The organism is Mycolicibacterium houstonense, assembly GCF_900078665.2.
GTDB classification, from domain to species: domain Bacteria; phylum Actinomycetota; class Actinomycetes; order Mycobacteriales; family Mycobacteriaceae; genus Mycobacterium; species Mycobacterium houstonense.
In genome coordinates this window covers 63,812-77,883 of sequence record NZ_LT546210.1, presented here as the reverse complement: position 1 = coordinate 77,883, position 14,072 = coordinate 63,812, and the positions used below count along the sequence as shown (strand labels likewise).

Here is a 14,072-nt window from a genome sequence, read left to right as displayed (position 1 = left end):
ATTGGTGCGCCGTGGTGTGCGCAGACACGGGAGTTACTTGATCACATGCGTGCGAGGAGTTCGGCCTTCTTCTCGACGAACTCGTCGTCAGTGAGAATCCCGGCATCGCGCAGCTCGGCAAGCTTGCGGATCTGACCAGCCAGATCTGGTGTTGGTGCTGGGGCTGACTGCGTGTTCGTGGTCGGTGCGCCGGATCGTATGGCGCGGAACGCCGCGATGAACGTCTCGGCTCGACCGTGCGCGACCTGGCTGATCTGAGCAGAGCGTCCCGACATCGAGATATCGATCGCCTCGCCGCCCAATCTTTTCGAAAAGCCCACCGACCCGATGGACGAGAAGTCGAACTCCTCAACTTTCGCGCCCAGCAGGCTCTTGTCGAAGAAGAACAAGCGCTGCGTAGTCAGGACCAGCATTCCCTGGCGGTCCCGGTAGAGGCCCTGAGCGAGCTCAACGACGCGCTCATCGAGGTGAACGTAGTTGGCGAGGGCACCTGCTTCGAGGTGACCGAAGAAGCGGCCCATCTTGCCTAGACGGTTCAGGGCCTCACCGACGCCCAGGTCGTCGATCGGGATAGTGGTTGCCTCCAGGATCTCGGCAAGTACGTTGTGGTGTTTGTCGCCGAACATGTCCACAGACCAGTCGATCACGGTGGTTGCGTCTGTCTCTGGACGCACGGCCGCAGTCACCGTTGCGGCCCAGCGGTTCTTCCGCAGCGAGCGTTTGGATTCACCAACGATCGGGTTGGCCGGCGTTGGCACCTCGATCCCGACCGCTTGCATCGCGGACAGAACTGCAGGGTAAGCGCTCTCGTAGGGTGCCAGAATCCGGGTCGCCGAATTTCGAACGATTGCCACCACCGAATCGTAGACCGCTGCCAGCCGCCCAGTATTGGCGTTCAGAACTATCTGCAGTCTTCACGGACAGCCCACGCAAGACTCATGCGGCAGGGAATGCGCCTTCGCCATCCGCCTAGTTTCGAAGAAATCGACCCGCCGCAAGACGGCCATCGGGCCGCTGGAAAGCGTGTCTGCGTCGGATGAACCACGGATTGATTCAGGACGATCTGCGGCAACGGAATCCAACACCCGCATCACTGATGAATCCACCATTCCGGGACTTGCTGCGAGTACGTCATCCTCCCATATACTTTCCCGTCCGATTTTCGGTGGTACGAGGCCTTCATGTATCGGTCCGCGAAATGAAGTTTCAGGACGTCGATCTCATCGTCGCCAATTTTGAGGCCTGCCGGCATGAATGCGAGCTCTAGTTCGGGTTCGCCAACGCCGCGAACGTCGTCTCGAAGCGTCAAGTGGGCTAACGGATTCGGCTTCCGACCTTGCTTGTGGGGCACAATAATCGGCTTTTCAGCCAACGCATCCAACACCTGGTTGAGTGCACTCTCAGCGACGATGCCCGCGCAGAAGATAAGATACTCTCCCAGGTCCAGTTCGCCACTCATTATCGATGACGTCTCTAATAGCGTCGAAGGTATCGTTCCGCTCAAGTGCGAACCAAAGGTGTTGGCGTACATTGAGATAACACGGTCCCAATTGTTCGCCCTGCGCGGATTTCCCCCGCGAACGACCAAAGCCGTCATGTCTGACCACACGTCGAACCTGACCATACGCGTTGCGATCTGGTGCGGATGGTCGTGGTCCTCCGGCGTCACCGGTATGGCGCCGGCAGAGAGTACGACTGACGGAGCATCATTTGCGGCGGTCGTGACCAGCACATCAGGTAGGGGCACACGTTTCCTTTTGCACAGCTTTCGGATAACGTCATCGCCTTCACCCCTGGCGATTAGCGTCCGTAGCACCGCTGCCACATCGGCGACCGCGCCCGGCTCACCGCTCTCCAACGCTGACAGATGGCGCGTTAGCCTCTGGCCCAGCGCAATAGCACCGGCAACAAAGTCCTCGTCGCTAATCGCCTGCGGGGCGTATTTCCCCGCCGGCTGCTTCTGCCCGCTTTTTCTCTTGGTCATGGCGAATAGTTCGTGACTTTCTGCTGGTCGATCTCACGGTGGTCGGTTCACTGCCGGGTCAGCCGGAATCCGAAAGTCACCGACGGTGAGGTGCACGGGTTCCTCGGACCCAGGGGATGCAGGGTATATCCAATACTCCACCACTGGCGCTCCCGCGGGGATCAAGGAGATCGAAAACGGCGTCGCAGTGGGCAGCACCTCAGCGATGATCCGGGAGCACGTCGTGAGTACCTCCGTGCCAACCACTCAGCACGCAAGGTCAACCTCATTGTCATGAGTGTCGCGACAGGTTCCAGGGCATCTGGCCCTACGCTGCGAACGCGGCACCGTCGCGACCAGGAACCCGGTATCCGTCAGCCCTCTTGCCATCCAGATGGCGCACGCGCCAAGCCGCGCCACCTCAAATGGCAACGCGCCGTCGAGAATGGCAACCGACAACCACGACAATGAATCGGTTGTGTCAGTAGCCTTTCGGCGGTCTCGTCGGGTCGGCCTGTTGGATCTTGGCGGCCAGGTCATGCCCGTCGGGACTAACGCCATAGCGGCCCATCGCGTAGTTGATGAAGGCCGCAGCTTGAGCGACGTTGTCGCTACGGTCGGTTGAGGTACCTGGTTCGTGGTAGGCGTCGAATGTGGCCTTGATGAACTGCAGAGTGCCTGCGGAGGGATCGCCGTTCTGGGCGTTCGAGTCAGAGTTGTTGACCGCGCGGTTGTTGAAGTCCGACTCGCGGTCGGCGACGACCATCATGCCGTTTTCCCAGTAGGCGCGCGCTCGCGGGTTGGTGATGCCCTTGATGTCGAGGGCGTGTCGTACCGCGGCGCGGAACGCTTCGGTGCCCGGGCCTGACGGCACCGGCGTTCGAAGATTCAAACTAGAGGCCGACGAGGATGAAACCCGCCGGGACGAGCTGTTGCGGGTGAAGGCGGAGAGGTTGGGGATCAGGCCGGCGCCGCCGAGGCCGGGTAGTCCACCACCGCCCATTCCCCCGCCGCCCATGGGCATCCCGCCGCCCATCGGGCCACCCATGCCGCCACCCATCGGCATACCGCCGCCATAGCCTCCTGCAGCGCTGCGAATCGCATTGGCCAACATCACGTTGCGTGACTCGGAAACCTTGAGCAACGCTTTGGCACGGTCGAGCTGGGACTGCAGATGGTTGACCAACTGGGTCTTACCGGCCGGGGTGTCGGTGCTGGGAGCAATCGCAGCCACTCCCCTACGCGTGTCGGCGTTGACGTCGTCCATCCCGCCACCACCAGACTGAGAGGTCTGGGCCGCCCCCGTGAAACCCGGCGCAGTTCCTCGATCAGCGCCGATCACATTGTCCAGAGCCACCACACGACCGCCGCTGGCCGACAGATGCGTCGTCGCGCTCGCCCCGCCCCACCCCGCCAGCACTCCCCCGGCCTGGGCCAAACTGTCCTTACCAGCGCTCAGCGCCGGTGTGCTCGACCATCCGCCGGCCGTCGGCGCCGGGCCGAACATCTTGCGCGCGTCACCGAGCACCTGGCCGGCCTCGGCCACAAGCGCATCAAGTGACATGCCCCGCAGTATGAACGAACACCACCACCAACCTCCAACACCCACCCCAACTTCACCGAACTCAGATTTGGGAAGCCGTCCGCCCTCACTCTTGAATGCTTCGGCCTATCCCCCGCTGCTGGGCACACAGCGCCGTATGGGCTGAGACGCTGTCTGCGACCTGGGAGAAGCCGCTGCGGTGCCTGCTGAGCCCCGAACTGGACCTTCCCGGATAGATACCGCCTATGGACGGGGTTCTTCAGCCAGACGGGCAGCTAGGGGCAGAAACGTGTGTCGCTTCGGTGGTTCCGCTGGTGGTTCGCCTGCAAATGCCCAGGTCAGGGCGGCAGCAAGTGAGAGCGATCACCGGCCAGAGGATATGGATGGCCCGGTGCGCTCGCCACGTTGGCTGGGGTGAATGCACCGGCACGGGCACGGATTGACAACTGGGTCGATTACGCAGTTTGGCGCCGTGTCGTGTACACAGCTTCGGCGCCCGTCTTGTATCGCGTTGCGGGCGCAGCTGATTCACCCGTGTCCGATCTAGTGCGCTTCGGCGCTGTGAGCTAGATACCACTGTTGACAGTGCTGGACGTATGTCGGACAACGGGTTTCGATGCACGGTTGTGGATTGCACTGCTCACATGCGGACGTGTTCTAGGCAGAGCCGCGCGATTGATCGGTATGCGCATATGTCGGCGTGCAGAGAGCGACATAAGTGGTGATGCTGTGCAATGCATTTCGTGTGTTGCGACGCACGGCGTTGAGATACGTGTATCGACCGAGGTCTGCGTCATAACGCCGCTGCACGGCTCGGTGCAGACAACGCAACGCGCGACACGCCCAACGATGAAACGAATTTTCGACCAGGTTTCGGGCGCAACGAATCGCGCCACTGTGTCCGCCACGGTGGCGCGTACATGGTTGCTGTCAACCGCGACAACACGGTGCACCGGTTGCGGCAGAGTGGCGACCAGTGCCACACAGGAAGCATCGCGATCAATACCGCGCACTATTGAGAGCATGGTTTCCTTCCAGGTATTGAGGCAGGTATCCGGTCAGGTATTGCGACCCATACCGGAGGAGATGCGGGAACGTGCACGGCGCAGCATCTGACATGCAGTTATTGGACGCATTAGGCAGAGTGCGAGACATCGCGCGTGTGCACCGATCGCACAATTGGCGGTGCACCACACCCGTTGCGACACCGGAAGACAGGCGCAGACAGGTGCGCGACGCGGCGTCCGTACCGCAGCTCCGGGCCGGACGCCAGCCGGTATCGCGAGCGGGGCCACGAACGATGCCCGGGACCGAGTGCTGTTTGCTGTGGCCTCCGCAATGCCTGCCGCAACGGTGCGCCATAGCGTGCCCAGCACTTACTGATGGGCGATGCGCGCGGCGTGGTGTCGAATGGCGCGTCGCGTCCAGAGCCATAGACTTTGACCCGCACGGAAACGCGTGGCGGACAGCACCCGATGGGTTGCAGTGCGGCGCACGCAATGGACTCCCGATCAACGCAGAGTGAGGCGCCCGCATGACTAGTAGCGTAGCCGCTTGGGGTGAATCTGGGCTGGTAGAACCCGCGGTCAATTGGAGCAAGCTCGGCAATGTTTACCTGTACGCGAACGGCAAGGGCGGGGTGGGCAAAACAACGTGTTCCACACACGGCGCCGCTCTCGTCGCCTCTGATGGTGCCCGCGTTCTCCTGGTCGATCTGAACGGTCAGGGCAACGTCGCGAACATGTTGGGCTTCGCCAACTCGGAGGCCGACGACAAAGGCAGGAACCTGTACAGCGCGATCACCGCTGGGGCTGCGCTGAGTCCGGTTCGTGATGTGCGGCCAGGGCTTGATGTGGTGCCTGGTGGTCCGTATGTCCGCCGTATCGCACCGGTGTTGGCAGCCGAAATGGGGAATCCGCAAGCGGCCAAACAGGTATTGATGTCGCTGGCGGTGGCACTTCAGCAGATCAGTCATCAGTACGGGGTGATCTTCATTGACTCGCCGCCGGAGAACCAGTTGCTGCTTCAGGCAGCCCTGTGCGCGGCACGGTTCGTGGTTGTTCCGATGAAGACTGATGACCTGTCGAGGACTGGGCTGCGAGAGTTGGCCGGCGATCTGAGGGCGATGCGAGAGCTCAATCCATACGTGATGCTGCTGGGCTGCTTTGTGTTTGCGTCAGGTGGCTCGTCGCGGAAGATCCGCGAGGAGCACGGTAAGAATGTTGCAGCGGACCTGGGCCAGAACGAGGACGTGATGTTCAAGTCCTTCATTCGCCATTCGGAAGCAGTTGGCAGAGACGTGCCCAAGTTCGGTCGGTTGGCCCACGAACTCGAGTTGCAAATCGCGAACAATCCCTCGCGGTCGGCGATCCGAAAGGGGAAGGCCGACGCCAATGCCGTCGTCAGCAAGACATCTGCCGGAGTTGCCGAGGACTTCGCAGAACTGACAGGCGAGATTCTCAGACGTGGATCGCAGACCCGTGCCGACATGATCGAAGAAGGAGTATGGCCATGAGCTTGACCCCGCAACAGCTGCCCGCAGAGAATCTCGGCGACATCACCAAACCAACAAAGAGCCGCGGCTCTGGTCTGGCCGGCCTCGTGGGTGATCCGCCTGCTGCTCCGCTGACCCCTGTGCCGGATCGACCGGCAGCACCGCGCGTGCCGGACCTGGACGAGCCCCCGGTGAGGGCAGTACCGGAACCCACACCGGAGCCGAAACCTGCTGCGCGGAAGCCAGGCCGGCCGCGTACCCGGACAAAGCCAACCAGCGCGGTCTATGTCAGTCCTGGAGTCAAAAAGCGGTTCGAGAACTACCGACACTCCGCGAAGTCGACCAACTTGCACGTGGTGTTGGAGGCGATCAGCCAGCACCACAAGGACGGAAAGCTCGCTGACATCATCAAGGAGTCGCGGTACAGCACCGCTCCAACGAACGATCTGTTCCCAGCGGACCCCTCCGCGGTGCGCTATCTCGGTGGCGGCAGTGCGCAGATCGCGTTCAGCCCAACACCTCAGCAGGAAGAGGTCATCGACCGGATCGGAGCAGAATTGGGCTTCGACACGAGGTCAACCTGGATTGCGCCGGTACTCAATGCGTTTCTGCCCGGCAGGAAGGACACCGCGCCGTAACGAGGCTTGCTCTCCCGCTCCTCTTCTGAGGTTGGGGCCGCCTCCCAGTGGCCCAACCTCAGAAGAGGACGGTTGGTGGTGGGGGAGCGGGGTGGCGAAGTACGCGCGCTGTCCCGGAAATTGGCCGCGGGCCTGGCCGTTTCCAGAAAACTCATGACGGGCGGTCGCACTGAAGCGGAAGTTTCGATTGATCGAGTAGTGCTGTGCGCTGCTCGACCTCGCGACGGGCGGCCTCCGTGCGGCGGGCTGCGCTTTGTTGTGCCAGCCGCGCGGCTTCCCGTCGTGCCCACGCCCGACCTTCACCGGACAAAGCAGCACGGGCCTGCTCACGGTCAGCGAGGAAGGCAGCGTGTGAGGCTGCTTGATTCGCCTTGCGCGCGGCCGCGGCCGCCAGTTCAGCGGCCTCACGTGCTTCGTCGAGCGCGGCGGGCCGGTCTAACAGCGTGTTATGGCTGAGATGCCATGCAAGCAGCGTTCCCAAAAGGGCGATGGGGCGGGTTGGCCTGTCGGATATGCGCCGGCCGGAGCCGAGCCAGTCCCGCACCAGCTGTGTGAGATCCCGGGCGTTCCATCCGGCGGCTGCAGGGGCGGCCAGCATCGCGGCCCAACTGTCGGCTGAGTAGCGCTGGCACCACGGTGGGGCACCGGGAGATGCCCTCCATAGCGTGGCAAGGCGCAGACCTTCCTTGTCTGGAGCTCGGCGGCGCGAAGCGCGCGCCTGCCGGGTGCGCTCTGCGCGCCCGTGGGTAGTGAGTGTTCTCTTACTAGAGGGGACTGTGGTGCTTAGGTGAGACCGTTCCAGGTGGGATGACAAGCTGTGGATAACCTTGTTGACCAGCGCAAAATCGTGGAGCGCCCACACCGATGCCCAGCCACGGTGTCGGTCGCCCATCCGCCAGGACGCCATGCGCTCGGTGTACGTGCGCTGGCGGCCACGCAGGACCTCGGTGGCCACGCCGAGGAGCCGCAGACATTCACGGGCCCGCTGGATCGTGCGTACGGGCAGGCATGTGCACAAGGCGAGTTGAGTGTTGCTCGGCCGGCAGTTGCGACCCGTGTCGAAGTCGGCGAACCGCGCCATGGCCGCGGCCACCAAAACCAGCTTCTCCTTGTCGATCCCACCGTTGCACATCTGGGGCCGGATGGCGGCGTAGCGCAGCTCGTAGGCGATGGGGACGGTCAGGTGAGCCCATCTGGAATGTCCACCGCTCCAGCACGCGACGCCGGCGTAGGCGTCGGCCTCCAGCTCCAGGTTGACGAAGGAGCTCGGGGGTGGCAGCGCACGCTTGAGCGCGCGATGTGCCCGTCGAATCCGCACAACGTCGGCTGTGCGTGTGGTCCGGACGATGCCACGGCGGCGGCGCGTCGGACTGCAGCCACGATAAGTGGCTGGTCGGGGTGAGATCGGACGGGAGCGATCGACCTCAGCGGACACGGAAGCAGCGACGTCGAAAACGTCGACACCCCGTGTTGAAAAGTGTTGAACACGGTGCGTGCGCAGTAGACCGAAGGACGGCAATGCGCTACCGTGAGACCTGTCCACCAGACAGTCCCTTCGGGGATTTCGGTGCGGATGCACCCCCGAACCGAGCGCCAACTCGGTTCAGACAAAACCCTCGGGTTTACCGGGGGTTTTCGTCGTTATGGGGTTAGATCCGCGCTATGAAGTTGTCAGGCGCACCGCTGTCGACCAAGACAGAAAAGGATGGCGGTGTGCTCTGGGCGTCAGATCGCCAGTGGCATGACCTCCTTGTCGAGAGCGCGGATCAATCCGGGGAAACCCATTCGCAGACAGACGATGTCGGCGAGCAGGGTTGAGCGTTCGACGGCGCGGTCGCTGGCCTCGAATTCGACGAGCTCGGCCACCGGCAGGGGGAGCCGGATCGTCACATGGCGGCCGAAGGTGTCGACGGTGAGATCGCTGATGCGACTTGGGCTGTCGGAAAGAATCGCCTGAGACAGGTGCCGCATCAGTTCAGGATGGCCGTAGTGAAAGCAGATGAGATCAGCCAGGTAGGGCGATAGGTCGATGTGGTGGTCGTGGGCAGCGGTTTCGGCTGCTTTGCGAACAGTCATGGGCAAGGTGGCGGTCACAGTGGCGCGTTCGCCAAGGGACGGCCGCCCCCGATTTGATCCAGCCATGCGGCTGATCTTGCCCGTAGGTTTTCTGGAAAAGCCAGTGACACGCCGGGATGTCGCAATCGGATCGTTATCGTCAACGTCCGCGTCGTGTGACTCGCTCATGCTGGCATGGTGACACGCAAATGCGCGGTCTGACCGCACCGACACGCGGTCCGACCGCGCATCCAGCTAGCGCGAACCTGCCGTGGTGCTAGCTGGCGAGTGTGGCCGCGGCCCGCTCTAGGGCCGAAATGCGCAGGTAGGTGGAAGGTTTGAGGCCAGAAGCTGCCGCAGCCCGGTCGATGAGGGCGCGTTCGTCGTCGTCAAACCGAACGTCGATCTTGGCTGCGCGCTGCCGGGTCTCTGAGCCGGCACGCGACCGCCGCTGTGGGGCTGGGGTGGCCGTGGTCATCCTCGCTCCGTTCCCGAACATCCAGTATCTACTACCTAGATTCTAGATAGTAGAGGGTAGATACTGGAAGCCGTGGATACGACACACGTCAGCGAACTGCTGTTCGGCCGCAAGTGCCGACTCGCAGTCGCGGCGTGGGTATTGCGCCACCCCAAGGGCCGGTTCTTCCAGTCCGAGCCGCGCGACATCGAGCATGCGTCGTCGAGCAATGTCACCCAAGAGCTGAATCGGTTGGTGCAGTTGGGGATGCTCGATATCGAGCATCCGGAGGATTCCCGCCGCGTCTACTACGTGCGTACGAACAGTCCGCTCTGGGACATCATCACCACCGCGATCGACGCCATCGACGCCGAGGCCGCACAGACCGCCTGGTAGCTCGACGATGCGCCGCGCACAACGCCAGTGGGTCGTCCAGCGGCCAATTTTGCGGCGAATGTGGAGCTACTGTTGGAAATCGGCAGTGGCCACGCCATATCGTCCCGCCTATGACCGCTTGGCCTGATCTCATCGTCGGTGATCTCGTGGGGAGCATCTCCCAGGTACTTGGCGCAGCCCCCCAGTCGCCGCGGTTCGACATGCCGCTGGCCACTGAACTCACCCCCGAGCAGCGAGCGCAGTTGAAATACATGGGGATTGACCCCGACACGTCGTCGATCACGGTGATCAACAAGGCGTTGGAGGGGATGGGGCAGCCACCGCTGAAAACCGGTGCTGATGCCCCGCCACCTGGCGGGGACCAACCGGCACCGTCGGGCAAGCCGCCGATCACCCCGCCGGCGGAGACCACTCCTCAGGCCGGCCCGGCTAGCAACCCTGAGCTCACCGGTGCCGCGGCTGAGGTCGCCAAGCGTCTCGACGAGGCGCTGGCCAAGAACCGGACAGCTCTCAACGAGGCCGATGAGAAACTCATCGACGCGCTGCTGAAGGCGCAGGACTCCAGCGCCGAGGGCAAGGCCAAACTCGGTGAGCTGCAGAAGTCGATCATCGATCAAGTCCAAAAGCTCGGTCCGACACTGGATACGCCGGCTGGCCAGGAGCAGCTGGCGAGCTTCCTGCAGGGAAAGACCGATGAGATCAACGGCGTCCTGAAGTCCAAGGGTCTGGATTCGGCGTCTCACGGCGCGGTCCTGGACGGATTGGCTGCTCGCTACGAGGCGCTGTCGAGCGATAAGCCCAGTGAGCAGAACCAAACTGGCAGCGGCACCGGCCAGCCCGCGTCGGGAGCTGGACCTGCCGGCGCTCCAGCCGCCGGTGAGTCGGGCGCAGGAGCTGCCGGTCTGGAGCAGGATCCGCTGCTGGACGGGCTGGCATCGGATCCCCTGATGTCGGGCTTGGGTTCGATGCTCGGACCTGGCATGGGTGCGCTGGGATCACTGCCGGGCATGCTCGGGGGCATGATGCCGTTCGGTGGTGGCGGCGGCGCGATGGGTGGCGGACTTCCGTTGGGTGACATCGGATCTGGGATCGGATCGGCTATTCGCGATGCGAAGGCTGCCGGAGCGGAGTCCACGGATCCACTCACCGATCCACCAGTTGGCGACAAGGCCGAGGCCCCCGGCGATGAGAAGGGCGACAAGGACGAGCACGGCGAGTTGAAGGACCCGCCGGTCGGCGAAGGAAACCAACCCAATCCCGCCGGGCCACAGGCAGCGACGAACCCGAGCGCGCCGGAGGCCCAGAGCGGACAGGTCACTCCGGCCGGCGCGAGCCAACCCGCACCCGACGATCTCAGCGTGAAGGTGCCCGGCTTTGAGAATCCGGTGACCGCAGAAACTGCAGCGGTAGCCCAAGCCAGCCGGGCGGTGGTGGGCGGCACTCCGTTCGAACAGGCCTACCGCGACGCCAATCTGACGCTGTCCCCGGCCGGTGCCCCGGTGACCACGAACGCGGTGAGTCAGTCCCGGTTGATTCTCGGCGACGTTGGGCAGTTCACTGATCACCGCATCATGGCGCTGGGCAACGACAAGGTGTGGTCCAACGGCAGAGCGGTGCCGCTGGAGGACATCGACTTCGGGTCGACGTTCCTGGGCTGGGAGCGGCCACAGGCCACCGCCCAGGCTCAGCCGGTGGTCGCCGCGTCCGCTACCTCACCCAGCCCACCAAAGTGAGTGAATCCAACCCCCACCCGTCAGGAGTAAGTTCATGAGTGTGAACCTGCAGTTTTCTGCGGACGATTTGCGACAGGCCGCGATCTACTACGACAAAGTAGCGCAGCAGTGCGCGGATGCCCGCGCCGAGCATTCGCGTGCGGTCACCGAAACCGAAAGCTGGGGCCCGCTATTTCACGAATCACGGCGTGCCGCTGTGGAAGCGATCAATAAGCGGGAGCAGGCGCTGCAAACCGAGGAGAACAAGAACCGCGAGCTGGCGTCGGCGCTGCGCAATGCGGCTACCGCATTCGACAACATGACCGCTGAGAACGTCAGCAATCTGACCATCCGCACTGATTGAGGTTATGCGCAGTGCTTGATGCAACCACCCGAGTGGAGTCTTTTGAGGCGGCCAGCCGAGACGAATCGGTGATTGTGCGTGTGGGCCGCTCGGGGAACACTCTCGCTGTTCAGCTGGAAGCCCCGGCATTGGACTTGACCGACGATGAGCTCGCCAACCGTATCGTGCGACTCAACACGTTGGCCTACCTGCGCTCGCAGTTGGCACTCCGGCAGGAGATGGCCGCCAATCACGTGGAGGGAATTCTTCCGCAGCTCCCAACTGAGCAGCAGGTGCGCCAGTATCAGCAGACGATCGACTTCTAGCCGAAACCAACCGGGGAGAGGGGGACACGCCCGATGGTGGCCTTATATGCCAACGATGCAGGCCTGGCGGGTGCGTCGAGTCAGCTCGCCGCAGCGGCATCAACCTTGGTTGCCCTAGCGGCCACACCGCCAGCACATGCTGCTCTGGCCAGCGATGAAGTTTCGGCGTCAGCTGCCGCACGGTTATCCGAGCATGGCGCTGTGATGGCTTCCCGCGCAGCCGACGGGGCTCAGGTGCTGCAATCAGCTGTCCAGGCAGTCAACGAAGTAGCGCGCGTGTTCACCGATATGGACCGGGAGAACGCCGCGTCCCTGTCTAGCCTTCAATCTGGAGCCCGCGGCGGGGTCACTGCGGCAATGAATCCCGCGGTCACGGCGAATGCCGTCGCGCCGGATGTGCCGATCGTTCCGACAGCGGCCCGGCCCGGCAAGGTCCAGGCCGCGATCATGGAAAGCGGCCAAAGCGAAGCCGGAACATCGTTCGTGACCGAGTGCGGCCGCTACAGTGCGGGTTTCCGTCAAACGGCCAGCGCCGCCCGCTCAGCGGTCAACGCTGTCGAGCAATCAGTTCACGGCCAGACAGGCCCTGAGCTGGCGGCAGCACTGACGCGATTTGCCAACTGGGCAGACCGAATGGGAGACCACGCGACGACGGTCGCTCAGGCCGCCAGCGGCCATCGGGAGCGGTTCAGTACAGCTCAAAAGGACACCCCTCGCACTGCGGCGTTCACCAACAAGGAACGCGAGCTCTCCAACGCGACGACGCTCAACGCCCGCTTCGCAGGTGCATATTCGGGCGTGGTGACACAGCTCAAGACCGAGTTGGCGGCGCTCAACACCGGAGCGGGGATCGCCTCGGCGAACTACCACCTAGGGGAACTGCCCGCCGCGCCGCCACCCCCGCCACCGGTGAAGCCGGTGGTCGGTCAAACCGATCCCGGTGCCCGCAACGGCGACCCCGCATCAGTCGGCCAATCACCCGCGGTCGGTGAACATGTCGACGACGCAGCTGCCGCCGCGGTGCCCGGTGACGACGTTGCGCTCGCGGGTGCAGAGCTGGGATCAGACGGTCTGCCGACGAGCGATCCCGCCCTGGCTGGACAAGGACAGGGCGACATGATGAGCCAGATGGCACCGATGGCTGCGATGCTGCCGACGATGCTGGCCGGCGCGTTGGGTGGTGCGCTCGGCGCAGTGACGAGCATCCCGTCGGCCATCGGACAGCAGGTCCAGTCGGCTGCATCCCAAGCAACCCAAGCGGTACAGGGATTGACTGAAGGACTGGCTGAACCCGAACTCGGCGAACTCGACACATCTGGACTGGAACCCGACTCGTTCGGCGGCTTGTCCTCTGGAGGCGGCGGTGGAGGAACCGAACCCGCCGGTGGAGCACCTGGCCCCCTGTCGCCCGCAAGCGGCAACATGCTCGCGATGGGCGGACCTGCCGGTCCTACACCGACGATCAACAGCGCCGCGGCGCCTGCGGTCGGCGCGACGGCCGCCGGACCAGCAGCGGGCGGCATGCCGATGATGATGCCGCCGATGGCGGGCGCCGGCATGGGTGGTGGCGGCGGGGGAGCGCGGCCCGTCAAGGAACCTGACAAGTCCATTCACCTGCCCACCGAGCCAAACTCGGAGATGGTCAAGGGCCAGGTACCACGACGTCACACCGAGCAAGCTGATGACCCCACTGGCGAACAGAAGAGGGCAGCAGAAGTCAAAGCCACTCCGACGACCGCGGTCACCGTCACCCGTCGCCGACGCATTGATCTGCCGAAAGGCGACGAATCGTGACCGTCTACGAATACCCAGGCTACGAAGCCGACGCCGAGTTCAGCAGACAGATGATTCAGCGTGTCGAGCGCATCAGCAACGTGCTGAGCAAACTTCGCGCCGAATGGGACAGTATCGGCATTGACGTGACCGCAGGGGACGGCGATGTTGAGCTGTCCGTGGACGCCAGAGGACGACTGGTTTCACTGTCGCTGGCCGAGGGCTGCACGGTTCGATACACCCACGAGGGCCTTGAGGAACTGCTGAACACCGCCCTGAAATCGGCTGTGACAGCAGCCGCCGAGGAACATGCCGCAGTGCCCATCACGATCGCCGAGGAGTACGACGACGAGCTCGACGAGGTTTGACGCG

Annotated in this window: 14 protein-coding genes and 1 pseudogene; 9 read left to right on the top strand and 6 right to left on the bottom strand. The window is 63.5% G+C overall.

The annotated features are described in order from the left end of the window. Nucleotides 1–41 precede the first annotated feature (41 nt). The 3 genes from BN4332_RS34790 to BN4332_RS34785 form a co-directional block, all read right to left on the bottom strand. Entirely contained in the window at nucleotides 42–854 is an 813-nt protein-coding gene (locus BN4332_RS34790) for a PH domain-containing protein (protein ID WP_160110988.1), read from the bottom strand. A 236-nt stretch (nucleotides 855–1,090) separates the two neighbouring features. After that, nucleotides 1,091–1,984, bottom strand: a complete 894-nt coding sequence (locus BN4332_RS32000) for a hypothetical protein (protein WP_066904253.1) — start codon at nucleotides 1,982–1,984, stop codon at nucleotides 1,091–1,093. 460 nt (nucleotides 1,985–2,444) lie between these two features. Beyond that, nucleotides 2,445–3,527, bottom strand: a complete 1,083-nt coding sequence (locus tag BN4332_RS34785) for a transglycosylase SLT domain-containing protein (protein ID WP_074133263.1) — start codon at nucleotides 3,525–3,527, stop codon at nucleotides 2,445–2,447. A gap of 1,513 nt (nucleotides 3,528–5,040) precedes the next feature. Here BN4332_RS34785 and BN4332_RS31985 point away from each other — a divergent pair. Then, nucleotides 5,041–6,021, top strand: coding sequence for a ParA family protein (locus tag BN4332_RS31985; protein WP_066904247.1), 981 nt, complete (start codon nucleotides 5,041–5,043; stop codon nucleotides 6,019–6,021). Then, nucleotides 6,018–6,638 (top strand): hypothetical protein, encoded by a 621-nt coding sequence (locus BN4332_RS31980; RefSeq protein WP_235654368.1) that lies wholly within the window; start codon nucleotides 6,018–6,020, stop codon nucleotides 6,636–6,638. The genes BN4332_RS31985 and BN4332_RS31980 overlap by 4 nt, the downstream gene beginning before the upstream one ends. Before the next feature lie 151 nt (nucleotides 6,639–6,789). On the opposite strand, the gene BN4332_RS31975 is transcribed toward BN4332_RS31980, so the two are convergent. The 3 genes from BN4332_RS31975 to BN4332_RS35270 all read right to left on the bottom strand — a co-directional run bounded on the left by BN4332_RS31975 (nucleotide 6,790) and on the right by BN4332_RS35270 (nucleotide 9,171). Continuing rightward, on the bottom strand, nucleotides 6,790–7,956 hold the full coding sequence (locus BN4332_RS31975) for a helix-turn-helix domain-containing protein (protein ID WP_235654367.1): 1,167 nt from the start codon (nucleotides 7,954–7,956) through the stop codon (nucleotides 6,790–6,792). 407 nt (nucleotides 7,957–8,363) lie between these two features. Beyond that, nucleotides 8,364–8,882 carry a hypothetical protein gene (locus BN4332_RS31970; protein WP_235654366.1) on the bottom strand — a complete coding sequence of 173 codons (519 nt, stop codon included), beginning with the start codon at nucleotides 8,880–8,882 and terminating at the stop codon, nucleotides 8,364–8,366. An 88-nt stretch (nucleotides 8,883–8,970) separates the two neighbouring features. Continuing rightward, the gene (locus BN4332_RS35270; RefSeq protein WP_160110987.1) at nucleotides 8,971–9,171 is read right to left on the bottom strand and encodes a plasmid mobilization protein; all 201 of its coding nucleotides are present in this window, start codon (nucleotides 9,169–9,171) and stop codon (nucleotides 8,971–8,973) included. A 72-nt stretch (nucleotides 9,172–9,243) separates the two neighbouring features. Between BN4332_RS35270 and BN4332_RS31960 the strand changes: the two genes are divergently transcribed. From BN4332_RS31960 to BN4332_RS31935, 7 genes and pseudogenes are all read left to right on the top strand, one after another. Continuing rightward, nucleotides 9,244–9,546, top strand: a complete 303-nt coding sequence (locus tag BN4332_RS31960) for a hypothetical protein (RefSeq protein ID WP_066904236.1) — start codon at nucleotides 9,244–9,246, stop codon at nucleotides 9,544–9,546. A 110-nt stretch (nucleotides 9,547–9,656) separates the two neighbouring features. Then, on the top strand, nucleotides 9,657–11,279 hold the full coding sequence (locus tag BN4332_RS31955; RefSeq protein WP_066904232.1) for a DUF4226 domain-containing protein: 1,623 nt from the start codon (nucleotides 9,657–9,659) through the stop codon (nucleotides 11,277–11,279). A gap of 34 nt (nucleotides 11,280–11,313) precedes the next feature. Next, nucleotides 11,314–11,622, top strand: coding sequence for a type VII secretion target (locus tag BN4332_RS31950; RefSeq protein ID WP_066904229.1), 309 nt, complete (start codon nucleotides 11,314–11,316; stop codon nucleotides 11,620–11,622). Between the two features lie 11 nt (nucleotides 11,623–11,633). Next, nucleotides 11,634–11,927: a DUF2694 family protein gene (locus BN4332_RS31945; protein ID WP_066904226.1), complete on the top strand. Its 294-nt coding sequence runs from the start codon at nucleotides 11,634–11,636 to the stop codon at nucleotides 11,925–11,927. Between the two features lie 33 nt (nucleotides 11,928–11,960). Further along, a pseudogene (locus BN4332_RS35265) lies at nucleotides 11,961–12,218 on the top strand (PE domain-containing protein); the annotation flags it as partial. A gap of 342 nt (nucleotides 12,219–12,560) precedes the next feature. Further along, nucleotides 12,561–13,721: a hypothetical protein gene (locus BN4332_RS31940; RefSeq protein WP_235654365.1), complete on the top strand. Its 1,161-nt coding sequence runs from the start codon at nucleotides 12,561–12,563 to the stop codon at nucleotides 13,719–13,721. Continuing rightward, on the top strand, nucleotides 13,718–14,068 hold the full coding sequence (locus BN4332_RS31935) for a YbaB/EbfC family nucleoid-associated protein (RefSeq protein ID WP_066904220.1): 351 nt from the start codon (nucleotides 13,718–13,720) through the stop codon (nucleotides 14,066–14,068). The genes BN4332_RS31940 and BN4332_RS31935 overlap by 4 nt, the downstream gene beginning before the upstream one ends. Nucleotides 14,069–14,072: the final 4 nt, after the last annotated feature.

Coding starts and splice junctions, on each gene's coding strand:
- BN4332_RS32000 (WP_066904253.1), bottom strand. CDS start 1,984: ATGACCAAGAGAAAAAGCGGGCAGAAGCAGCCGGCGGGGAAATACGCC.
- BN4332_RS34785 (WP_074133263.1), bottom strand. CDS start 3,527: ATGTCACTTGATGCGCTTGTGGCCGAGGCCGGCCAGGTGCTCGGTGAC.
- BN4332_RS31985 (WP_066904247.1), top strand. CDS start 5,041: ATGACTAGTAGCGTAGCCGCTTGGGGTGAATCTGGGCTGGTAGAACCC.
- BN4332_RS31980 (WP_235654368.1), top strand. CDS start 6,018: ATGAGCTTGACCCCGCAACAGCTGCCCGCAGAGAATCTCGGCGACATC.
- BN4332_RS31970 (WP_235654366.1), bottom strand. CDS start 8,882: ATGAGCGAGTCACACGACGCGGACGTTGACGATAACGATCCGATTGCG.
- BN4332_RS35270 (WP_160110987.1), bottom strand. CDS start 9,171: ATGACCACGGCCACCCCAGCCCCACAGCGGCGGTCGCGTGCCGGCTCA.
- BN4332_RS31955 (WP_066904232.1), top strand. CDS start 9,657: ATGACCGCTTGGCCTGATCTCATCGTCGGTGATCTCGTGGGGAGCATC.
- BN4332_RS31950 (WP_066904229.1), top strand. CDS start 11,314: ATGAGTGTGAACCTGCAGTTTTCTGCGGACGATTTGCGACAGGCCGCG.
- BN4332_RS31940 (WP_235654365.1), top strand. CDS start 12,561: ATGGGAGACCACGCGACGACGGTCGCTCAGGCCGCCAGCGGCCATCGG.